The organism is Antrihabitans spumae (genome assembly GCF_043944905.1).
Lineage (GTDB): Bacteria > Actinomycetota > Actinomycetes > Mycobacteriales > Mycobacteriaceae > Antrihabitans > Antrihabitans spumae.
The window spans coordinates 1-21,657 of sequence record NZ_JBIMSN010000025.1 but is presented as its reverse complement, the minus strand read 5'-3'; the positions used below and the strand labels follow the sequence as shown (position 1 = coordinate 21,657).

16 protein-coding genes are annotated in these 21,657 nt (G+C 62.0%); 8 read left to right on the top strand and 8 right to left on the bottom strand.

Features of this window, described 5'->3' with window-relative positions:
• Positions 1-15: 15 nt before the first annotated feature.
• Positions 16-1,194, bottom strand: a complete 1,179-nt coding sequence (locus ACHIRB_RS05745) for a peptidoglycan DD-metalloendopeptidase family protein (protein WP_395127635.1) — start codon at positions 1,192-1,194, stop codon at positions 16-18.
• A gap of 458 nt (positions 1,195-1,652) precedes the next feature.
• Between ACHIRB_RS05745 and ACHIRB_RS05740 the strand changes: the two genes are divergently transcribed.
• The 4 genes from ACHIRB_RS05740 to ACHIRB_RS05725 all read left to right on the top strand — a co-directional run bounded on the left by ACHIRB_RS05740 (position 1,653) and on the right by ACHIRB_RS05725 (position 5,301).
• A complete protein-coding gene (locus tag ACHIRB_RS05740) occupies positions 1,653-2,279 on the top strand; it encodes a TlpA family protein disulfide reductase (protein ID WP_032375710.1) in 627 nt (208 codons plus the stop codon).
• Positions 2,280-2,364: 85 nt separating this feature from the next.
• Positions 2,365-3,864, top strand: coding sequence for a multicopper oxidase family protein (locus ACHIRB_RS05735; protein WP_094662170.1), 1,500 nt, complete (start codon positions 2,365-2,367; stop codon positions 3,862-3,864).
• Between the two features lie 121 nt (positions 3,865-3,985).
• Positions 3,986-4,342: a BlaI/MecI/CopY family transcriptional regulator gene (locus ACHIRB_RS05730; RefSeq protein ID WP_032375711.1), complete on the top strand. Its 357-nt coding sequence runs from the start codon at positions 3,986-3,988 to the stop codon at positions 4,340-4,342.
• Entirely contained in the window at positions 4,339-5,301 is a 963-nt protein-coding gene (locus tag ACHIRB_RS05725) for a M56 family metallopeptidase (protein ID WP_395127634.1), read from the top strand. The genes ACHIRB_RS05730 and ACHIRB_RS05725 overlap by 4 nt, the downstream gene beginning before the upstream one ends.
• A 668-nt stretch (positions 5,302-5,969) precedes the next feature.
• Here the strand turns inward: ACHIRB_RS05725 and ACHIRB_RS05720 are convergent.
• Both ACHIRB_RS05720 and ACHIRB_RS05715 read right to left on the bottom strand, forming a co-directional pair.
• Positions 5,970-6,467: a rhodanese-like domain-containing protein gene (locus ACHIRB_RS05720; protein WP_395127633.1), complete on the bottom strand. Its 498-nt coding sequence runs from the start codon at positions 6,465-6,467 to the stop codon at positions 5,970-5,972.
• Positions 6,464-7,759, bottom strand: coding sequence for a prolipoprotein diacylglyceryl transferase family protein (locus ACHIRB_RS05715; protein WP_395127632.1), 1,296 nt, complete (start codon positions 7,757-7,759; stop codon positions 6,464-6,466). The genes ACHIRB_RS05720 and ACHIRB_RS05715 overlap by 4 nt, the downstream gene beginning before the upstream one ends.
• A gap of 296 nt (positions 7,760-8,055) precedes the next feature.
• On the opposite strand from ACHIRB_RS05715, the gene ACHIRB_RS05710 reads away from it, so the two are divergent.
• Positions 8,056-8,307: an SHOCT domain-containing protein gene (locus ACHIRB_RS05710; RefSeq protein ID WP_032401334.1), complete on the top strand. Its 252-nt coding sequence runs from the start codon at positions 8,056-8,058 to the stop codon at positions 8,305-8,307.
• 701 nt (positions 8,308-9,008) lie between these two features.
• Here the strand turns inward: ACHIRB_RS05710 and ACHIRB_RS05705 are convergent.
• Positions 9,009-9,137 (bottom strand): hypothetical protein, encoded by a 129-nt coding sequence (locus ACHIRB_RS05705; RefSeq protein ID WP_395127631.1) that lies wholly within the window; start codon positions 9,135-9,137, stop codon positions 9,009-9,011.
• 126 nt (positions 9,138-9,263) lie between these two features.
• Between ACHIRB_RS05705 and ACHIRB_RS05700 the strand changes: the two genes are divergently transcribed.
• Positions 9,264-11,477: a heavy metal translocating P-type ATPase gene (locus tag ACHIRB_RS05700; protein WP_395127630.1), complete on the top strand. Its 2,214-nt coding sequence runs from the start codon at positions 9,264-9,266 to the stop codon at positions 11,475-11,477.
• Between the two features lie 110 nt (positions 11,478-11,587).
• Here the strand turns inward: ACHIRB_RS05700 and ACHIRB_RS05695 are convergent, their stop codons facing one another.
• A complete protein-coding gene (locus ACHIRB_RS05695; RefSeq protein ID WP_395127629.1) occupies positions 11,588-12,214 on the bottom strand; it encodes a DUF305 domain-containing protein in 627 nt (208 codons plus the stop codon).
• An 85-nt stretch (positions 12,215-12,299) separates the two neighbouring features.
• Complete coding sequence (locus ACHIRB_RS05690; RefSeq protein WP_395127628.1) at positions 12,300-12,728, bottom strand: DUF6153 family protein; 429 nt, start codon at positions 12,726-12,728, stop codon at positions 12,300-12,302.
• A 170-nt stretch (positions 12,729-12,898) separates the two neighbouring features.
• Between ACHIRB_RS05690 and ACHIRB_RS05685 the strand changes: the two genes are divergently transcribed.
• Positions 12,899-13,177: a hypothetical protein gene (locus ACHIRB_RS05685; RefSeq protein ID WP_395127627.1), complete on the top strand. Its 279-nt coding sequence runs from the start codon at positions 12,899-12,901 to the stop codon at positions 13,175-13,177.
• On the opposite strand, the gene ACHIRB_RS05680 is transcribed toward ACHIRB_RS05685, so the two are convergent.
• Positions 13,169-14,469, bottom strand: a protein-coding gene (locus ACHIRB_RS05680; RefSeq protein ID WP_395124854.1) for an IS3 family transposase whose coding sequence is annotated in 2 segments (ribosomal slippage) — positions 13,169-14,196 and positions 14,196-14,469 — 1,302 coding nt in all. Because the reading frame shifts where the segments join, the coding sequence is not laid out codon by codon here. The genes ACHIRB_RS05685 and ACHIRB_RS05680 overlap by 9 nt on opposite strands.
• Positions 14,470-14,487: 18 nt before the next feature.
• Positions 14,488-19,470, bottom strand: a complete 4,983-nt coding sequence (locus ACHIRB_RS05675; protein WP_395124855.1) for a DEAD/DEAH box helicase — start codon at positions 19,468-19,470, stop codon at positions 14,488-14,490.
• 343 nt (positions 19,471-19,813) lie between these two features.
• On the opposite strand from ACHIRB_RS05675, the gene ACHIRB_RS05670 reads away from it, so the two are divergent.
• Complete coding sequence (locus ACHIRB_RS05670) at positions 19,814-20,683, top strand: hypothetical protein (RefSeq protein ID WP_395124856.1); 870 nt, start codon at positions 19,814-19,816, stop codon at positions 20,681-20,683.
• The last annotated feature ends 974 nt before the right edge of the window (positions 20,684-21,657 follow it).

Genomic DNA, 21,657 nt, shown 5'->3' with positions numbered 1-21,657 from the left:
GCGGTCGAGGCTCGACTACGAGTCACGGTCCGAACCGGTGATGGTGGCTCCGCGTTCCGCGAGCCAAAGTCTGGGGTCGACCTTGTTGCCGGCGGGTGTGTCGACCTCGAAGTGCAGATGTGGACCGGTGGAGATACCCCGGTTTCCTACCGTCGCAATTTCTTCACCAGCAGTGACGCGTTGACCTACGGTCACGAGGTTGTCGTTGTTGTGCCCGTAGGTCGTTACGGTGCCGTCATCGTGGCGTATACGCACCCAGAGTCCGAAGCCCTGGGCCGGTCCCGCGCTGATCACCTCGCCGTCCGCAACGGCGACGATCGGTGTACCGGTGGAGTTGGCGATGTCGATTCCTTGATGGGCGCGACCGTCGCCGAAGGTCGAGGTCAACGTTCCTGTTGTCGGCGCACGATACTTTCCGTTGCTCGACCCTGTTGTGCCGGTAGGGGATTGCGGGGCGGCCGACGGATGATCGCCCGCCTCGGGTGTCGTGGTTTCGGGTGTCGTTGTTTCAGATGACGTGCCGGGTGCCGACGTTTCAGGCACAGTGGCGTCGGGTTCGAGCGCGGGCAGTTCGGGCGTCGACGGGTCGGCGGCCGACTCGGGGTCCTGAGTGTCCTGAGTGTCCTGGGTGCCTTGGGCGGTCGGTTGTTCGGTCGAGGGCTCGGCGTTCGACCTGCCGGGTGGGACCGCCGCATGTCCGCGCGACGAGGTGTGCGGGGTGGCCGGATCGTGGGGAGTCTCGGCGGCCGCGAGTGTGGATGCAAGTGTGGCGACGTCCATCGACGACACCAGTCGGGGGAGAACTGTGGGGTCGATGTCGTCGATCGGCGCGAGACAGGGGATCAGTCGCGAAAGGGCTCCCGTTGGTCCGTCAGCTGTATCGGTGGCTCCGATCGTGCCCACGAGGCAGGAGACGATGCGGCTCTGTGGGCCGGCCAGGTCGTCGAGAGCGCCGTTGGCGCGAATCTCGCGTAGTGCGCCGACGACGAGATCGAGGACCTCCTGTTGGACGTGCGGGTCCGATTGGGCCTGCGCGGGGAAGGCAGGCGGCGGCGCAGCCGAATCGGCGTCCGGGGCTGCAGACGCCGTGGGTGCCAGCGCGAGGATGCCTCCCACGAACGCGGTACCGACGAGGATGCGAGTACCCCACCGAGTTCGGTGCGCCATGTACGAGGACGAGGGCAGAGGTCTCATGTCGGTGGTCCTCCTGGACGGCAACTGCATACCTGGCAGTAATTCAGGTCGCCTTCGAGTCAAGGCGACACGCCGCATCACTATTACACCCTTTCCGCACAAGCACCATCAGTCACAGTGAATTACATCGGTAACATTCGCACCTTGCGACCCATTTCGATCGTCGGGTTGTTTCTCGGGAGCCGGGGTTCATGTACGTAATATCTTCTGCGCCAGAAGGACTCGGCGTCGATGGACGGCCTTCATCGTGCGCCTCGATGGGGACGGTCGTCTTCGGCGAACGGCCGGAGAGCTGTGTGCTGGCACTGTGAGGCCCGAGGGTGAAGGGGGCCGCGAAAGCGTTGAAGGCGTGCAGGATCCACGTTGCTACTATCGAAGATAGTAGATCGTGTAGTATGACGCTGACAGACCGGAAGGCATCGTCGAGGTGAACGAGACAGAGGTGCAGGGTGCAGCGGGTGACGACACGCTGGTCCCTACTTGCGATCATCGTCATCGTGACAGTTGTTGGAGCGCTGGCATTGTGGTCTCGAGATCCCTCGACCCAGTCGGTGGGGTCCGCAGGATCGGCACCTCACGTCGAGGACGAGGATCTCCCGTCGGCAGTGATCGCTACCCGTGCTGCCCTCGAGCCGTGCCCGACCTCGTCGCCGGTTCCGTCCCCCGTAACTGGCGAGCTCGTCGGTACGTCCGCACGATGCTTGGGAACGTCGGACTTATCCGATCTGGGGACCTCCCTGGCTGGGCAACCCACATTGCTCAATGTCTGGGCGTCGTGGTGCGGTCCGTGTAGACAGGAGATTCCGGTTCTGGCCCAGTACGCCGCAGAACCGGATGCGGTTCGGGTCGTCGGTCTCAACGTCCAAGACGATGCCGATGCGGCATTGAGCCTGCTCACCGAGCTGGGAGTGCACTATCCCTCGTTCGATCAGGCCGACGCGGCGTTGCAGACACTTGACGCGCCCCCTGTCCTGCCCCTGAGTTTCTTGGTCCAGAGCGATGGAACGATCGAGCGCATCACCTCGACGCCGGTGTTCTACGACCCGAGTCAGGTGCGGGAGGCGGTAACAGCGCTTGTGCGCTGATCTCAGCACGAGCACCAGCACCAGCAACGCGGCGAGGATCGAACGCCCGCCGGCGGACGGACTTCTACAGAATTGGGAGATGTGTATGACCGGGCAGCGGGCAGGTGCGTTCTCGCTCACGCGCCGCAACTTTCTCGCGCTGAGCGCGGCCGGAACGAGTGCCGTCGTGTTGGGGGCATGCGGCAATGGCTCGTCCGCAACAGCAGTCGTCGGACCGGACTCCGATGTGGTGGGACAGGCCGAGGACGCGCGCCGCTCGGCTACCGGCAGACAAGTCGATATTTCCTTGAGTGCTCAGCCCAGCACGATCGACCTCGGCGGAGTGCAGGTACAGACCTGGACTTTCGGCGACAGACTCCCCGGTGCCGAGATTCGCCTGAGCCGAGGTGATGTGTTGCGCGCACAGCTCGACAACCGCCTCGAGCAGGAGACGACGATCCATTGGCACGGAATCGCCTTGCGCAACGACATGGACGGAGTGCCGGGCCTGACTCAGCCGGCTGTGGCTTCCGGTGACTCGTTCGGCTACGACTTCACCGTGCCCGACGCGGGCACGTACTTCTTTCACCCTCACGTCGGTACCCAACTCGACAGAGGACTGTATGCACCGTTGATCGTCGAGGACCCCGCCGACGGCTCGGACTACGACCTCGAAGCCGTCCTGGTCCTGGACGACTGGCTCGACGGGGTAGCCGGCGACCCCGATCGAGAACTCGAACGGCTGCGCAGCGAGGGCATGTCGATGGGCGGCATGTCGATGAGCGCGCCCACCGCCCAGTCGCCTCTCGGTGGCGACACCGGCGACGTGAGCTACCCGTATTACCTGATCAACGGCAAGATCGGGGCCGATCCCATCGTGCTCGGCGGACGGCCGGGCCAGCGGCTGCGCCTGCGCATCATCAACGCAGCTGCCGACACGGCCTTCCGTTTCGCAGTGGGGGGTCATCCTCTCACTGTTACTCACAGCGACGGATTTCCGGTTCAGCCCGAGCAGGCGCAATGCTTGTTGATCGGGATGGGAGAGCGTTACGACGCAATCATCACCTTGCAGGACGGGGCGTTTCCGATTGTCGCCGCCGCGGAAGGTAAGGACGGGAGCGGGTTCGCTGTGTTGCGTACCGGGCCAGGCGCCGCGCCGCAGTCCTCAGTCCGGCCTGCCGAACTCTCTGCAGCCCCGGTGATGGCTGATCGACTGCGGTCGCTCGATACGGTCCGCTTGTCCGCACGCGAGCCGGATCGCACGTACGACATCGCTCTCGGGATGGAGATGGGCGGGTACACCTGGACGCTCAACGGTGAGACGTACGAGCAGCACACTCCCCTCGACGTTCGCGAAGGCGAAAGAGTACGACTTCGTTTCGTCAACGCCACCACGATGTTTCATCCCATGCATCTGCACGGGCACACCTTCGAGGTTGTCAACGGTGCCGGATCGGGCCCCCGGAAGGACACCTCGCTGGTCTTGCCGAACCAAACTGTCGAAGTCGACTTCGACACCGACAATCCCGGCCAGTGGCTTCTGCACTGCCACAACCTCTATCACGGGGAAGCGGGAATGATGACATCGGTGTCCTACCTGGCGTGAGCCTACGGCCGCATTCGTATTCGAGGCATGCAAACCTCTCGGACCAGGGTGCTCGCTACCGAAGGATCACGTAGCTGGCTCGTTCGACGGGATAGAGTGAACACGCGCCTAGGAGGCACTCATGCAGGGTTTGGGAGAGCTCGAAGCTCTGGTGATGGACGTGGTGTGGAATACCAGCGCCGCAGTCCGGGTTCGTGATGTCATCGATCAACTCGAGGACGGTCGAGAACCGGCGTACACCACGATTCAGACGGTGCTCGACAATTTGCACCGTAAAGGCTGGGTACACCGACAACGCAACGGACGGGCATATTGGTACGAAGCCACCCGAAGCAGGGAAGAAGCCGCCTCCGACGCCTTGCGAATACTTCTCGAATCGACCGGCGACCCGACGAGCGTGCTGCTGCACTTCGCCCGCGGCGCTTCCGATGACGAATCGAAGGTGCTCACCCGCGGTCTGAAAGAGCGTCAGAGGTGACTGCCGTACTCCTGTGGGCCCTCGGTGGGCTGTTGGTTGCGGCTGCCGCGCCATTGCTGATGAGGTCGATGATCGACAGAGGTATCGATGCGCACGTCACGCTCTTGACGTGGTCGGCGCTCGTTGTGGGCACCTTGGTCAGCATTGCGGTACCGGTCGTGCTCAGTGCGATCCCCAGTCATGGGGGCGTGACGACCCTGGTCGACATCGCACACCAATGCTGGCTCGCCCTTCAGGGCGACATACCTGCCCGCGTCGAGGCCATCGTCGGGGTTGTCGGGATTGCGATGTTGGGCTGCGGCGCAGTCCGCTGGATCATTCACCTGAGGCGCGCAGTGTGTGAGCGACGGCGAGTGTACGAGCGGCACATCGATCTGCTGCGCATCATCGCTGGAGGCGTCGGGTTTTCCGGTTCGAATCAACCCGCGTCGACCTTGTGGCTTCCGTTGGACAGTCCTCTCGCGTACAGCGTCGCGGGACGACCGGCGATGGTCGTGGCCAGCGAGGGGCTGCGTACGCAGTTGACGCCTGCTGAAGTCGAGGCGGTCCTCGCACACGAACGTGCACACATCGATGGCCGGCATCATCTGCTCGTAGGCATTGCCGAGTCGGTGGCCTATGCGTTTCCGTGGCTACCGATCATGCGAGCGTCACCTTCGCTCGTGCGCGCTCTGGTCGAACTCGACGCGGACGCCCGCGCAGCCCGCTCGCACGGACGAGACCCCGTGCGGCGCGCTCTGACTTCGCTGCGCCCGCACCCTGTTCCTCTGCCCGCCCTCGGTATGGTTTCCGATGCCACCGTTGTGCGGCTCGATCGTCTCGCCGTGGACCGAGTGATCCCGCATGCTCCCTTCCGGTGGGCGCGGGCGTTCGTAGCGTGCACCGCCGTTGCCCTGCCTGCGTTACCAGTAGTGGCCCTGCTGGGGGCCATGACGTTGGCATCCTGCGCGGTGGGATGAAATGCCCCGCGCGGCACTACAGATCACGGGAGCGAGTCCGCAATACTCGCCCCTCGGCTTTCGGGTGCGGGAAGCGATCATCATGAGACCGACGAGCGCGAGGACCATCGCCATCGGATAGCCGACCGCGAGATCCTGCCATCCGGCGCTCGGAAGAAACCGAAGCTGCCCGAGATGAATTACGACGTGGGTCGCACCGATCACGACACCCGCCATCAGGACCACCCAACCCCGACCTTGACGGCGGCGCTCACGCTTGTACGCCTCGGTGTAGAGCGCCCGCGTCCTCCGGCGGCCGCCGTCTCGTTTTTGGCCTGTCATCGCGCGCCTGCACGTCCACACGCTATTGCTCGTGAGCGAGTTGGCCGACGGAGCCGAAGCACCGCCGAGAAGGCATTCCGCAAGCGGCGGCATCCCTGCGCTGGTAGCGCTGAGCGGGACAGCATGCGCGAGAGGTTCTGATTCGGCGGTACGGGGAGGGGGCCCGTTCGACTCCGTTGCGCCCGGTGGCAAACCGATATCGACTACTTCCCGGCAGCAGCGGGAACCATCGGCGAATTGTCCGGTCCCGACCTGGTGAACCCCGAACAAGACGATCTCGGCATCCGATTTCATCGGACACGTTCTGGTGATCAACCTCCGGGGTCGGCACTGCGGAAGGTGATTGATCATTCTTCGATGGTTCGTCCGGTGTGTCGCCACGCGAGCATGCCGCCTTGTAGTTCGACGACATCGGTATAGCCGAGAGCGGCCAGGTCTTTCGCCGCGGTGGCGCTCATTGTCCCGGTACGGCAGTAGATCGCCAGCGGTGTGGTCCGGTCGGGCGGCAACGTCGCGGCCTGTTGTCGGATCTGGTCGAAGGGAAGACTCGAATCGGTTCCAGGGAGCTGGCCCTCGTTGGGGGTATGGACGTTGATCGTGACTCGGCCGGGATCGGCGATCGCGGCGGCGAAGTCAGCGGGATCGAGCAGTTCTGCCCGCGTAGCGACGGGTATCGACGCACTGGGCTCAGTGGCCTCGCCGCCGGTACATCCAGCGAGTGCAAGGACGAGGACAGTCAGTATCGATGCCGGACTACGGAGCGTCGATCGGGACACCGAATGCGGTGCCATCGCATCGAGGTGATCACCGAAAGGCACACGCATAAAAATACGTTCGGTGATCACGAGAGCACCTGCGACGCTGCGAGGACGCCGATGAGGACCGCGCAGCAGATGAGCGAGACAGTGAGTCGGCCTCGACGAGTGTGCGCGTCCACTCGAAACAGAAACAGGCCTTGCCGGACCAATGTGTATGCGGCAATACTCCCCAGGAAGACCAGCCCTCCGACGGGAAGGTCGACCTGAAGTACCGCGGCGAGCGCAACTCCCGCGATCAACAGGGCTGCAGCGGCCTCGTAGAGCTGAACCGGAATCCTCCTCGTCGCCAGGGTGCGATCGGACGAAAACAGGCCCCACCGAGATCGAGTCGGACGCCCCGAACAGCAGCCCGCCAAGAAGCATCCCGGACGACCGATCGCCATGCCGAGAAACAATCCCGGGGTGGTTGCATCCAGGACTGCGCCGACGTCCATACCCCCGAGTGCTCCGCCGATGACCAAGGTGCCGAGCGAAACGAGGAGGAAGCCTTGTATGCACGCTCCTGCGCGGATGAAAGTAGATATCGGTCGACGGTGCAAGATCAAGTACCAAACCTTGGCACCGATATATCCCAGAATGCAACTCAGAGCTGAAATTGCAACAGCAGCAGCAACATTGGCATCCATGCGTGAGAGCAGGAATCCCTGAACAATCAATGCAACCACCGCTCCCGCGGCTACCAACGCCGGCCAACTCCACACCCGCACAGCGGGACCGTATGTCAGTAGCGCAGTGCGCGCGGTGAGCACAGAGTTCTGCTGCCGTTCGCTACTGTCTGCGCCCCCGTCGATGCGTCGCGCACTCACCTCCCACTCCCCGCTGGCAATGCCCTGAATACGGGTGGTCGCGGCGAACCGGCCTTCAGCGGCAGGACGTGATTTCACGACCAGAGTCCGATCGAAACCGACCTTCTCGGTCGATGCATGGCCCTCGACTTCCACCCGCGATCCAGTGAAGCGAATCGCCACGTCGTGGCTGGGCTCGGCATCGGCCCCGCCGACACCCCAGTACGTCACCGCAAGCCCCAGCGGCTCGACCTGGGAAATCTCATCGGTACAACTGGTGGCTGGTGAGCGCTTGGGTGCGTAACTCTGCGGTGCGGGCGCAACAGCTTCAGGCGTGCGGGCACGTGGGCGCTCCGGCGGCGCTGCAGTATCGATCGTCGGTTCTGCGGCCTGGGCCGACGCTCGCGGTGGGGTAGTGGAGGCCGGCGCGAAAGCCCGGGCGACAGTGGGATGGAGTGCACCGCTGCCGGGCGAGTGGCCCCTGCTTCGAAGATAATCGGCGGCGGCGACGCTGACCGCAGAATGTGGGGCCACCGCTGAGAGGGGATGCCTTGGCTGGGGCTCAGTACGTATGGCACCGGGGTGGGGAGCCGGTGGGCCGCCCCCGGATCGTGTCGCCGTGGTTCGTCGTTTGTGCGCTTTCGATCGCGACTTGCTGGATTTCTTTCCCACAGGTTGCCTCCATCATCGCCTGTCCGGGCGACGGCGTCTCGACAGCAGTCAACTACTATGCTCGATAGTAGCTGAACTACTAAGCGTTATAGTAGGAGCTGCGGGATGACCACACTCCGCAGGTCAGCAGGTGGCTGGTGCGAGAGTGAGGAGCAGCAATGATGAATATGGGCACCATGAGTGGCGGATGGACGATGATGGCAGGAATGGCCGCGTTCTGGCTGGTCGTGATCGCTCTGTTGATCTGGGGTGCGGTTCGGCTGATGTCCGCTCGCCCGCAATCGGGGGAGGACGCGCAGGAAATCCTCGATCGTAGATTCGCGGCCGGGGAGATAGATCGAGATTTCTATCGCGCAGCGGTCGCAGAATTGGCGACCGCTGCGCTGCGCAAGCGTGCCGACACTCGGTAAAGAGCACCTGCGGTGTGACGGGCAGGCATTTTCACCGCATGTGACCGAGTTTGCGGACTGGATATGTCGGTGCGCGCCGGCTGGCCGGTAGGGCAGGGCTCGCCCGGGGCCGGTGAGCGGCAACTGTCGGCGCGTTCGAAGGCGCACCGAAACGATCAGATCGAAAGTGGAACCGAACGTGAGTGATACACCCATCTACGACTTACTCAACGCTACATCGGCGTCGCCGCAGCCCCATGGTGAACGAGACAGTATCGCTCCACCGTCCGATCTGCGGCGTCAGCGATCGACCGAACGAGCAGTTCCGCGATCTTCGAGAGTCGACACGCGGGCTCGCCATGCGCGCCGTGACACGGCGTAATTCGCCCTGCCCTGCCTCCAGTCGGTGAGAAGACTCGTAACGGAAATCGCAGCGAACGCCGATGATCCACGCGCGTGTGCAGGTACGCCCGTCGCTGTAAGGCTCAGCTGTGCCGCGGATGCATGCGCCCCTTGACCGAATCGGTATCGACATCCATGCCCGTCCGTGAGCATGACAGCGACCGCGGGTGCACCTGGTGGCCAGCCGACTGGCGCTCACGCGTTGACAACACCCTGACGGTTCTTCCCAATGAGATCAGGAAGGGGTATGGTTCGACTTGATCGACATATACCCCTATGGGGTATATGTTGTCCGAGATGTCGAAAGCTACGCATGATCATCACGCACTGTCAGTTACGCCGGTATTGATGTACGGCCACTGTGAGTCGTCGGTCCGCAACGACGTCAACGCCGTGATCGGAATGGACACTGTCGCGTTATCGGCGGCGGCAGGGACATTCACGGTCACCAGTACAGCCGCGCTCGTCCAGGCGCAGATCATTGTCGCCCTCGACGCCGAATACACAGCCGAACCAGAACCCACGAGTTCATGGGATGAATGGATATCGAACTCGATGGATGAGAGGACTGCACGATGAACGATCACACACACTCCGACGTCGACTCCGCGCGGACGGATCCGCCGAACAGACTGCAGCACAGCGGGTATGAAGAAGGACCCGAAATGCACACGGACGTGGCAGAGAAGGCGACTCCGCAGTCGGATCACGACACCGGCGGGCACAACGCAGAGCACGGCGGGCATACCGGTCACGGTGGTCATGCCGGTCACGGCGATCACGTCGGTATGTTTCGTCGTCTGTTCTGGATCATGCTGGTCCTCGCGGTACCGGTGATCGTTGCCTCGACCATGTTCGCGATGCTCCTCGGCTACTCACTGCCCGACGCAGTGTGGATCGCCTGGGTCTCACCGGTACTCGGCACGGTGATGTATGCCTGGGGCGGTTCCCCGTTCCTCACCGGAGCAGTCAGCGAAATCCGTTCCCGTGCACCAGGAATGATGCTGCTCATCGCCCTCGCGATCACCGTCGCATTCATTGCGTCGATGGGCGCGAGCCTCGGCCTGCTCGATCATCAGCTCGACTTCTGGTGGGAACTGGCGCTGCTGATCGTGATCATGCTGCTCGGGCACTGGATCGAAATGCGATCCCTCGCGCAGACCACCTCCGCTCTGGACTCACTGGCGGCGCTGCTCCCGGACACCGCCGAACGCGTCGACGGCGACGATGTGGTGCCGGTGTCCCCGGCCGAGCTGCAGCGCGGTGATGTCGTCGTCGTGCGCCCCGGCGGCCGAGTACCGGCGGACGGCACCATCGTCTCCGGATCGGCGAGCATGGACGAGTCCATGATCACCGGCGAATCACGCACCGTCCGCCGCAGCGACGGCGACCAAGTTGTCGCCGGCACGGTAGCCACCGACTCCGGTCTGCGCGTCCAGGTCACCGCAGTCGGGGAGGACACCGCCCTCGCAGGCATCGGCCGCTTGGTCGCCGACGCCCAGAACTCGACCTCGCGCGCTCAGCGCATCGCCGACACGGCCGCCGGTTGGCTGTTCTGGTTCGCTCTCGGAGCGGCGGTCATCACCGCCGCTGTGTGGACTCTGGTCGGGATGCCCGACGACGCCGTCATCCGCACCATCACCGTGCTGGTCATCGCCTGCCCGCACGCACTCGGACTCGCGATCCCGCTGGTGGTCTCCATCGCCACCGAACGCGCAGCCCGCGGCGGTGTCCTGGTCAAGGACCGGCTCGCACTCGAAACCATGCGCACGGTGGACACCGTGCTCTTCGACAAGACCGGCACCCTCACCAAGGGTGAACCCACCGTCACCGCAATCGAGGTGACAGACGGGCGCACCGCCGACGAGGTCCTCGCTTTGGCCGCTGCCGCAGAAGCCGACTCCGAACATCCCCTCGCCCGTGCCATCGTCGGCGCCGCACGCGCGCGGAACCTGACCGTCCCGGCTGCAGCCGGTTTTCAGTCGTCTCCCGCTGTCGGGGTCGCTGCGGACGTCGACGGCACCCGCATTCAGGTCGGCGGGCCCGCGCTGCTCGAGCAGGAAAACGGATCCGAACTCGCTGTCGCCGACCGGTGGCGCGGCGACGGGGCGATCATCCTGCACGTCCTGGCCGACGGTGCTGTGATCGGTGCCCTTGCGCTCGCCGACGAGATCCGGCCCGAATCACGCACTGCGGTAGACGCGTTGCATGCGCGCGGAATCGCGGTGGTGATGATCACCGGTGATGCCGAAGCCGTCGCGAAGTCCGTCGCCACCGAGCTCGGTGTGGACCGCTACTTCGCGGGGGTGAAACCGGAAGACAAGTCCCACAACGTTGCTGAACTTCAACAGGAAGGGCGCACCGTGGCGATGGTCGGTGACGGAGTCAACGACGCACCGGCTCTCGCGCAGGCCGATGTCGGTATCGCGATCGGGGCCGGCACCGATGTCGCGATCGCGTCGGCCGGAGTGATCCTCGCCAGCGACGACCCGAGGTCGGTGTTGTCGGTGATCGAACTCTCGCGCGCCTCGTACCGGAAGATGAAGCAAAACCTCTGGTGGGCAGCGGGATACAACCTCATCTCCGTTCCGCTCGCGGCAGGAGTGCTCGCACCGGTCGGGTTCGTACTGCCCATGTCGATCGGCGCGATCCTGATGTCGCTGTCGACGATCATCGTCGCCGCGAACGCGCAACTGCTTCGTCGACTCGACCTCACACCCGACACCATCACCGGAGCGGTGAACGACGGGATTTCCAATGCTCCGTCGCAGCGCGAACCGGCACTGTAGGAGTTGATCTCGTCTCGGGAGTACAGCCCTGACAACTGTGGAACACGCTGATGGGCCGCACCCTCTCCGCCGGAGAGGATGCGGCCCATCGTTTCGGGAAGCGGACCAGGTCAGCCGAGCAGTCGCTGCATGGTGTCGATCTCCCGCTGTTGAGTCGCGACGATGGTGCGGGCCATCTCCAGGGCGTCAGGATTGGAACCGTCCGCTATTTCGGTGTTGGCCATCTCGATGGCACCGGTGTGGTGGGCGATCATCATCGTCAACCACTGGCGGTCGAATTCCGGTCCCGACGCTACCATCAACGCGTCCATGTCCTGAGCGGTCATCATGCCGCTGCCGGAGCTGTGGTCCATCCCGCCCATGTCAGCCATGTCCATGTCGGGCATGGGCTGGCCCCACTCGGTCAGCCATGCCGTCATCTGGTCCATCTCGGGCTGTTGCGCGGCGGCGATCGCCGATGCCAGCGACAGGACCTCCGGGTTGTCGGTGCGGCCATCCGCCAAGTCGGCCATCTCCACTGCTTGCGCGTGATGCGGGTACATCATCTGCGCGAACATCACGTCGGCATCGTTGAACTGCGCCGTCGAGCTCGCCGGCGCGGACGATGCCGGCGTCGAGGACATCGATCCCATCGAATGGCCATCCATCGACGAATCCGCCCCGTTGTCGCTACAGCCGACGACGAGGAACGCGCTCGCGGCGGCAGCAGCGATCGAGGCAATGACTTTGGTACGCATGAGGAAACTCCTTGTAAGAGTGAGTAGTACAGAGGATTCGATGTCGTTCAATCCGCCGACAGACACGCGTCTGACGGGCTCCCTGTCACACTCGCAAGGTCACCGATCTGTCCAACTCCCACAACGTCCACGGCGGCGCACGCCCCCACTCAGAGTCGGTGCGCCCAACGATCCGGTTAAGCAGCGTCGGTACCGGGTCGATGGCTGCGCTCGTCACCGGGACCGTCAGCGCGGGCCACGACGCTGTCGTACCCACACAGGGATGCATCATCTGGTGCCCCGTCGGGCAGTCGTGATCCCCGGTCATCACCGGAACCGACACCGAGTCGGCCATGTGAGACGGCGCTGCCATCGAGGCACGGCCGCCGCTCATCGACATGGACATCGAGCCGGTCACAGGCATCGACATCGGTGTCACCGAATGCATCAACAGCACACCGAACACCGTCAGGGCAATGAGCGCACCGATCGCCGAGGCCGTGCCCCGTCGCCCACGCTCGACTGCCGATTGCATGCCCTCGACGGTAGCAGGGCATACCCCCCAGGGGTAGCGCCGAACCGGGTGAGCGCCGACCCTCCGCTACTGTCGGGGCGGAGGCATCATTGCGAGCGGACACGACTACACCTACGACGTAATGTAGTACCCCATCGCTGCAGTAGGGCCAGGGACGCTACCCTTGATCGATGTCGGTATCGACCAGCATCGTGCGGCGTGTCCTCGTGGTGTCGGTCATCGTGGTCGTCACCGTCTGTGCACTGTTCTGCCAACGCCTGCCCGCAACGTTCGCGGCTGCGGGCATTCCGATGGAAATGGGCTCGACCGCCACGGAAGTGGGCTCGACCGCTGCGGCACTCGCGCGTATACCAGTCGTGGACACCGGAGTGCCGGTGGTGACCAGCGAGGCTCACGAGAGCATGGACTGCGGCGGAATCGCGGGTGGTTCCGCGTGTGAATCACCCTAGGTTCTGTGCCGCCTCCAATGTGGGCTGATCCTCGGTGGTGAGGTCAGCGTAGTGGAGAATTTCGTACTCGATCGGCGGGATCTGGCCGATGCTTGAGTGCAACCGTCTGGCGTTGTACCAGTCGACCCAACCGGCAGTGGTGAACTCGACGTCGGAGATGGTCTTGTACGGGCCGGAGTGGAAGATCGTGGTGCGGATGCACTCGGTCTTGTAGAGCCCGTTCACTGATTCGGCGAGGGCGTTGTCGTAAGCGTCACCGACCGATCCGATGGACGCAGTGATGTCCTCGAGCTTGAGTCGTTCGGTCAGCGTCGTCGACGTGTACTGACTACCTGCGTCCGAATGATGTATCAGCTCAGCAGCTTTGACTGGGTGTCCCTCTCGTTCGCGCTGCCACAGAGCCATTCTCAACGGAACGGTCACCAGGTCCACCGTCTTCGACGTCGACGCATGCCAGGCCACGATCCGCCGCGAGAACACGTCGATGATGAACACCACGTACACCCACCCGGCCCACGTTCTGACATATGTGAAATCGGTGACCCATACGCGGTTCGGTTCCACAGCACTGAACTGGCGGTTCAGCAGATCGCCGGCGCGTATCCCATCCGCGGACGGGATCGTGGTCCTGACGCCCTTGGACCGCCGAACCCCTTGCAGCGACAACACTTTCATTGCTCGATCGACCGCCCCGTAGGACACGCCTGGAGCCGCCGTTCGGTCGAGGTGAGCACGCATCTTCACCCGCCCGTAGAGTCCCTCCGGGTTCATCCGACGTCGGCCGTCGATCTCGGTGCGCCACACCACCGCTCGCACCGCATCGACGATGTGAGCGTCGGAGACGGTGCGGGCGGCGGGCGTAGATGTGCGCCATGCCCGGTAGGTTCGTGCGGCGACCTGGCAGCCCTGCTCACGCAGAACTCGGCAGATCGACTCGACCGCAAAACCTCTGGCGCGCATCGTGTCTATGAATCCGACGATCATCGGTTGCGGGGGTCGAGTTCCCCCGCGAAGAAAGTTGTTGCCGCTTTCAAGATCGCGACGTCCTCGCGCAGCTGCCTGTTCTCCGCTTTCAGTTTCTTGATCTCCACGGATTCCTCCGAGGTGGTACCGGCACGAGTCCCAGCATCGACCTGGGCCTGCAGGGCCCATCGCCGCACTGTCTCGTGTCCCACACCGACTTGCTTGGCGATCGCCGCCGATGCCGCGGTCAGGGAGGGGTATTCCGTGCCGTGGGTTTCCAGTAACCGCAAAGCGCGTGAACGGACCTCCGGATCGATTTTCTTGGGCATGCGCTCATCCTTCCTGACTCAGAAGGAAGCGGCATCAAACCTAGGGTGATTCAATCCGAGCGAGTCAACGATCTTCATCGTTTCGACCGCTACTGTAGTGACCCGTTTGATTAAGTCGATGATGTAGGTCGGGTCGTCCTGCTCTTCGCACCATTCGTTGGGATCATTGACGATTTTAGAGTCCTTGTTGGTCTTAACCTGGTAGCGATCAAGGATCCACGCCAATGCGGACCGAGAGCCGAGCTTATACCGTTCGGCCGCCTCAGGGATGCTGGCAATAGTGACCTTTGTGTTGTAAACGATACTTGTGTAATCGTCGACATTTTTGCCGGTATCGGGGTTTCTTCTCTTTCCCCACTTCATCTTCAAGACGCGCCAGGTGTCCCGATCCTCGGCGGAGGCCCCACTCTTGAGTTGCACATCGAGGTTGTACGCCTCGACGGTCTCATAGTTTAGGTGCAGCTCTTTCAGTCGTCGGCCTGCGTCGGTGAGTTGGTCAAACCGTTCACGAGACTCGGGGGTCGGGATGTGCGGCAACATCTTCTTCAGGTCCGCCGCATACGTCTCGCGGTACGCGGGATCATGAAGCAAACCGTAGACGTAGCAAAAGATTTCATCCTTTGTCACCTCGGCGCCGACCGAGGCTCGGTAAACGGCGAGGATGCTGTCGGTAATGTTGTCAACCTGTGTGTACCCGCTGGCTTGTTCGCCGCTGTAAAGGTTGGGCTCGCCCTCGGTCGGCTCATAGATGTAACGGGGAAAAAACTGACCCCCTTCGGATCCCCAGAGATTTACATCCGGAAGATGGTCGACCATGAGAGTTGCAAACGGCTTCTGTGCACCTATTCCGGGGAGGTAGAATCCGAAATTTTGATGCTCAGGTGTGGGGAAAAGTTTTGGTAGTTGATAGATGCTGTTGTTCAGTTGTCGATTGAAATAGACATGTTGCTTAGTGAATGGACGGTATGCTCCCAGGAATAGCGGTGCGGAAAACTTAGCTTTCCTCCCTTTTATCAAGTCGGACTGGAGCGATCCGTCCCAGCTGATCTTGGTCGAGTCAAGTTCGATAACGTCATTTAAATGATTCTTGCGGTCTGATATTCCATGAGATGTGCAATATTTGTCAAAGTCGTCTACTTGGCTGTTGTAGAAATTGATCATTTTTCTTACGTTGGCTTCGACAGCGTAAGCTGAGAAACTATAGACCCAGGCGTCCCGGTTGGATTTCAATCCCGCCGAGTAGGTAGTGAATACTGTCAGGGGAGATCGGCTTCTTCCTTTAGTTGGTTTTTCGCCGATGGGCGTGAAGGTGTCGAAGGCCTCGCTGCGATGGTTGATCCAGTCACCTTCCGCATTGGGAATAACTGTCTTCCAGTCTATTATGTCGAGCTGGCCATTGGTCAGAATCTCTAGTTTTTGTTCGCGGGTAAGGCAATCTCCTATGTCGCGGTAGAAGAGTTTGGATTCGCCAACATGGAGGGGGTTCTTGATGGCTATGATTATTGCAACCGTAGTCTGACTGCCTTCCCCGAAAATCTTCCCTCCTTCTTTTCGCCAATCACCCTTTTGGTTTCCTCGAAGGTTGTAAACGTAGATGGCAGAGTAGTCATCGGCGAGAGTCAGTCGGAGGCCGTCGGTCGAGTTGCCATCGATGTACCCACCATTTGTCACATAGGCGACAACGCCGGATTCGCCGATACGATCAGTTGCCCACCTGATCGCCCGAACGTATGAGTCTTTAAGTGATGTCTTTAGTCGTGCACGTGATTTTGCGGCATAGGTGCGATCGATTGCGGCATCGAGGGTCGGATACTTGAGGTTGGCATTGTTGTCGTTCGCGCTCGACTGCTTGCCCGAGTAGGGCGGGTTGCCTATGACTACGTTGATGGGGATGGCGTTCTGGCGGACGATACGATCGTTGTTCTGCGGGAATATTACTGCATCAAGGCTGTCGCCATCCTCCCGAATTTGGAAGGTGTCGGCGAGAACGATGCCCTCAAAGGGCTCGTACTCTGTAGCAGCTTCGGTTCCGAGGAGGGCGTGGTACGTCGTTTCGATGTTCACTGCTGCCACATAGTAGGCAAGCAGAGTGATTTCATTGGCGTGCAACTCAATTGCGTACTTGCGGGCCAAGTCCGCTGGCCTAATCAACCCGGATTGCAGTAGCCGGGTCATGAAGGTGCCGGTGCCGGTGAAGGGATCGAGTACGTGGACGTCCTGGTCGGTGAGACCACGCCCGAAGGTGTCCCGTAGTGCTGTGTCGGCGGCGCGGAGGATGAAGTCGACGATCTCGACGGGGGTGTAGACGATCCCGAGGGCCTCAGATTGCTTTTTGAACCCGACCTTGAAGAACCGTTCGTACAGCTCGGCGATGACTTTTTGTTTGCCTTCGGCGCTGGTCACTTCCGCAGCACGTACGCGAACCGAGGCGTAAAAGTCGTTCAGACCTGCGGTTTCTGCCTCCAGGCCGGTGTCGTCGAGGGTGTCGACCATGGCCTGCATAACCCGTGAGACGGGGTTGTGGGTGGCGAAGTCGTGTTCAGAGAACAGTGCGTCGAAGACGGGTTTGGTGATCAGATGCTGGGACAGCATGCTGATCGCATCGTCGCGGCTGATCGCGTCGTTGAGGTTGTCGCGCAGACCGGTGAGGAATCGTTCGAACTGCGCAGTGACTGCGGTGTCGGCGCCGTCGAGGAGGGCTTTGATGCGGGTGATCTGGGCGGCGGCGATGTCTGAGACGTCGCCAGCCCAATCTTCCCAGTAGGCGCGGGTGCCGACCTTGTCGACGATTTTGGCGTAAATCGCTTCTTGCCATTCGGACAGGGAGAACAATGCCATCTGCGTTGCCATCGCACCACCGGTGCCGGTGCCGTCGGCGACGCCCTGCTGTTCAGTGTCGGCGTCAGTTTCGGTAAGGCCGGCGCCATCAGCGCCAGGGCTGTTTCCGTTATTAGAGAAGCTCTCGCCACCCTCCACAAGTGGTCCGATGTGTCCCCCTAGCAAGCGATCGTTGCCCTTGCCGTCCTTCTTGTCAGTCGTGGTGTTCAGCGCGATGGAGTTGACCATTGCATTGAATCGATCATCGTGTGCGCGCAGCGCATTGAGGACCTGCCATACCACTCTGAACCGGGTGTTGTTCGACAACGCCTCGGATGGGCTGATGCCAGCGGGGACCGCGACAGGCAAAATGATGTAGCCATAGTCTTTGTCGTCGGATTTACGCATCACCCGGCCCACGGACTGCACCACATCGACCACCGAGTTGCGGGGGTTGAGGAAAATAACCGCATCAAGGGCGGGAACATCTACGCCCTCGGACAGGCAGCGGGCGTTAGTCAGAACTCGCGCCTCTCCCTCGGGGAGTGGAGCTTTGAGCCAGGACAGTTGTTCGTTGCGCTGCAACGCGTTGAATGTGCCGTCCACATGGTGCACCGAACAAGACAGGTTCAAGTTGGTGGAATCGACCCTCCGACCATCAGTTTCGCTTTCCTCGAGTAGGCCGCGGTAGGCATCGACCACTGCCGGAAATACTTCAGCGACCTTCTTGGAGGCAGCGATATCCTTCGCGAACGCGACTGCCCGCCTCATCGGTGGTTCGCCGGGACCGAACCCGGTGCCGTCGGGGGTCTCGCCCGCCCGTTTCGCCAGCGCATTCCAGCAACCGATGATCTTGGAGGCGTCGTCTAGGCGCAATTCACTGTGCGCGCCGGCGAGCTGATCTTGCAGCGGGGCGGCCATCAACGATTCGTCGACGGTCAACACGATGACCTTGTAGTCGGTGAGCAGGCCGCGGTCAACGGCCGCGCCGAACGAGAGTCGGTGGAACTCGGGGCCGTAGACGGAATCATCGTCCATGGAAGTGAGTTCGGCGGAGTGTTCTTCGGCTTTGTCTTTGACGGTGTCGTCAAAGATTCGCGGTGTTGCCGTCATGTACAACCGTCGCGTGGCGGCGAGGAAGTCGGCGTCGTGGACACGTACGAAGTTCGAGTCGTCTTCGCCGTAGAGGGTGACTCCGGTTGTTCGGTGCGCTTCGTCGCAGATCACCAGGTCGAACGGGTCAACACCCAGACCTTGGGCGGCAGCGACGACAGGCAATGACTGGTAGGTGGTGAAGACAACGGTCAGTCCTTTGGCGCGCTTCCGATGCGCCATCTCTGCTGCCAGCGTGACTGGGTTGGTAGTGACGGGGATCGCTACGTCGTGGACATTGACGTCCTCTGCGGAGCGGGACACCTTGGTGTCTGAGCAAACGGCGAACGCGCGCAGATCAACCTGAGTTTGGGCGGTCCATTCCCGCAGCGTTTGCGACAGCAGTGAGATCGAGGGCACCGCGAACAGAATCCGAGCGCTACCGCCGTTCTCTAGCGCTGCGCGCTCGGCGATTTTCAGCGCGGTGAACGTCTTGCCGGTGCCGCAGGCCATGATTAGTTTGCCGCGGTCGTTGCCGGCCTCAAACCCGGCGAACACATCATCGATAGCGGTCTGCTGGTGCAGTCGGGGTTCGTGGCGTTTCGCTTCAGTCAGGTGGACCTGCAGGTCGCCCTGGGGCCAGGCGATGTCCCAGTCGATGGGGGACTCAGCGATCTCAGCCAGCCCGATTCGCTGCACTGGGATCGACTGACCATCAAGTGCGTCTTCGGCGTTCTTACCCCACCGATCGGTGGTTGAGATGATGACTCGGTTGGTGAATGGAATTTTGCCCGACGCGGTGAAAAAGGTGTCGATGTCGCCTTTGGACAGAGTGCTGGTCGGCTCGTAGAACTTGCACTGGATCGCCGTCATGGCGCCGGTATCGCGTTCTCGGGCAACCAAGTCGATGCCGGTGTCGGGTTTGCCCTTGCGACCGGGCCAGTCAATCCATCGCCACACCTGCTCGTACTGCTGCGAGAGCATCGGATCGAGCTCGAAGTACCGGACCATCAACTGCTCGAACTTGGTTCCGCGTTCGGAATTGGTCGGGGCCTCACGGAACGCCTCGATGACCTCGTGCACTGAACCCATGACTGGACCAACTCTCTCCGCGACGAAATACCCGTGCTCGGAACATCTTGCCCGGCTCACTTCAACTAGGTGGGAAGGCGGGGCTTGTTTGGCGCGCCGGCCCAAAAGTGAGCAGGTAGGTCGGACAAAGCAGTGCACTTTTCGACCGGGGCTGCTGCATCAATGCTCCGCAAGACTATCGGTGATCGCTGAGATGTTCGAAGTCGAGAAAGCCCAGGTCCAGCAGCGGATGAATAACTACGCCACCGGCACCGGTACCGGCGGCTAAGCGGCACAGCTACAGTCAGCGCTCTCGAGATCTGGGAGTCCCGTCGCCATCAGTAGCCCGTGCAAAGATTCTGGCGTGAGCACAGAAGCATCCCCAGCAGCGGCATCGAACCAAAGTCGAGATTCGGCTGGAGGCGACCACACCTACTCGCAGCTTCGTGCCTTCACGGTTTCTGTCTTCCACGGCGCCCGACGTTCCTTCGCAGAGGAGATCAGCAGCGTCGGTTTCGCGCCGATATCCGTCGCGGATCAGCTGCAGGCCGTGGCCGTCGATCACGAGGTCGCTTTGGAAGTCGTGCTCAGTGACCTCAAAACACACGGCAGGTTCGCCATCCTCGACCCGCGGCCGAACTCCATATATTTCGTGGGTGACAGAGATCGGGCCGGCAGTTGGGCAGACCGCGCTCCAGAGGCAACGTGGGAGGCACTGTGGGCGGTTTACCGAATTAGGAACCCACAACTTGGTGACGACTGGTGGCAGTCAGATGAGGGACACTGGTGGGTGCTCGCGCAGCGACTTGCGGATCCTCCGGTAGTCGTGGAGGCCAAGGCCACACTTAGTGCTCTCAGCCATCGTGGCAGTGAGAGCACGGCTGCAGACTTGTTTCACGACCGCAGTGCTGCTGGCGGTTCAGTAGATGACACGTTCGCGCTATTCCTGGCGATCCCAGAGTGGATGGCCGATCCACGAAACGTCACGTACGTTGGCCACCAACATCTTCCGGCCCGAGTCGATCCATCACTTATGCGTTTCATGACCGGGGAGGAGGATGACGTTTTCTACGGGAAGCTAGAGGCCGGCCATTGGGGGGCGCCTGCCGGATCCCACCTCGGCACCGATTGGTATTCCTTCGACGATTTCTGCAGTCGGCTCAGCGCCGCTCGCCAGTCCGAGCTCGAACAAATCGTAGGTATGACGATCACCTGGAACCCAGATACTCCTTAGAGCGAGCGAAGCAAGCGTTTCGTCGAACCCGCGCAGCCCGGCGGATGCGTAACACCCAGGCGACCCTGAGCGATTCGGCTGCGCTTGTGCGGCTGGCGGCGAGGCTCTGCGTCGACGGGGAAGGCCTTGTACAAGGCGATCTGCTTAGGCAAGACCCGACCCCTGTGTTCAGTCATTGATGTGTGCTGCGTGCGTGCGTCTGGGACTACCTACGCATCCTCCGACACACCTCGGAGTGGAGCTGCAGGCATCTTTTCTATGGCGTACTGCGCCGAAGTCGTTAGTTGTCAGAGAGATTCACCAGACTATCAACGCGGCAGTCCTACATTGCCATGCAAGTGATTGCTGCTTGCCTCGGCGCGACTTGGCCGTCCGATGGGGCATATTGGCGACATTCAGAATCCGTTGGAGGCCCGCCAGGCCCTTCATGGAACGAGAAGATTCGGCACCAACCTGGTGCAGGTATTCGTCGCGGCGGGCGGTTCCGCCGCGCCCCGGGCGGCCGGCCGGTCCGGTGGGGGAGTCGGTGGCAGATGTTGCGGAAGTCGACATGGAAAGAGGCAACGTGCTTCTTCCACCGTCCTGTGCCGCACCGCCTTGCTCCCCATCTCACGTCGTTTTCCGCAGCACTCGGGACTGCGTGTTCGACAGTCATGTTCACCGTGTGCCGCATTCGCGCCGTAGCAGCCGCCCGGAGCTTTGCGCCTGCCCGGGGTCGCTACGCTGCCCCCGGGCAGACTTGCAAAGTTCCCTCCGCTGTAGCCATAGGGCCAGGTCAGCCCGCATGGTTAAGATTGCCGTCAAGTTTTCTGGACGGACTTGGCGGTAACTTAGAAACCGCAGATCACAGCCTTCTTCTGCGGATAATCCAGACTTACTGCGGACCACGGCGGCAAGCAGGGAAAAGTCGGGTTAGCCCGGATCTTTCACGCGGGGCGCGTGCTGGCCTGAGCGGTTCGGGTTGATGGTTTCGA

Coding starts and splice junctions, on each gene's coding strand:
- ACHIRB_RS05685 (WP_395127627.1), top strand. CDS start 12,899: ATGTCGGTATCGACCAGCATCGTGCGGCGTGTCCTCGTGGTGTCGGTC.
- ACHIRB_RS05700 (WP_395127630.1), top strand. CDS start 9,264: ATGAACGATCACACACACTCCGACGTCGACTCCGCGCGGACGGATCCG.
- ACHIRB_RS05675 (WP_395124855.1), bottom strand. CDS start 19,470: ATGGGTTCAGTGCACGAGGTCATCGAGGCGTTCCGTGAGGCCCCGACC.
- ACHIRB_RS05690 (WP_395127628.1), bottom strand. CDS start 12,728: ATGCAATCGGCAGTCGAGCGTGGGCGACGGGGCACGGCCTCGGCGATC.
- ACHIRB_RS05745 (WP_395127635.1), bottom strand. CDS start 1,194: ATGAGACCTCTGCCCTCGTCCTCGTACATGGCGCACCGAACTCGGTGG.
- ACHIRB_RS05695 (WP_395127629.1), bottom strand. CDS start 12,214: ATGCGTACCAAAGTCATTGCCTCGATCGCTGCTGCCGCCGCGAGCGCG.
- ACHIRB_RS05735 (WP_094662170.1), top strand. CDS start 2,365: ATGACCGGGCAGCGGGCAGGTGCGTTCTCGCTCACGCGCCGCAACTTT.
- ACHIRB_RS05730 (WP_032375711.1), top strand. CDS start 3,986: ATGCAGGGTTTGGGAGAGCTCGAAGCTCTGGTGATGGACGTGGTGTGG.
- ACHIRB_RS05710 (WP_032401334.1), top strand. CDS start 8,056: ATGATGAATATGGGCACCATGAGTGGCGGATGGACGATGATGGCAGGA.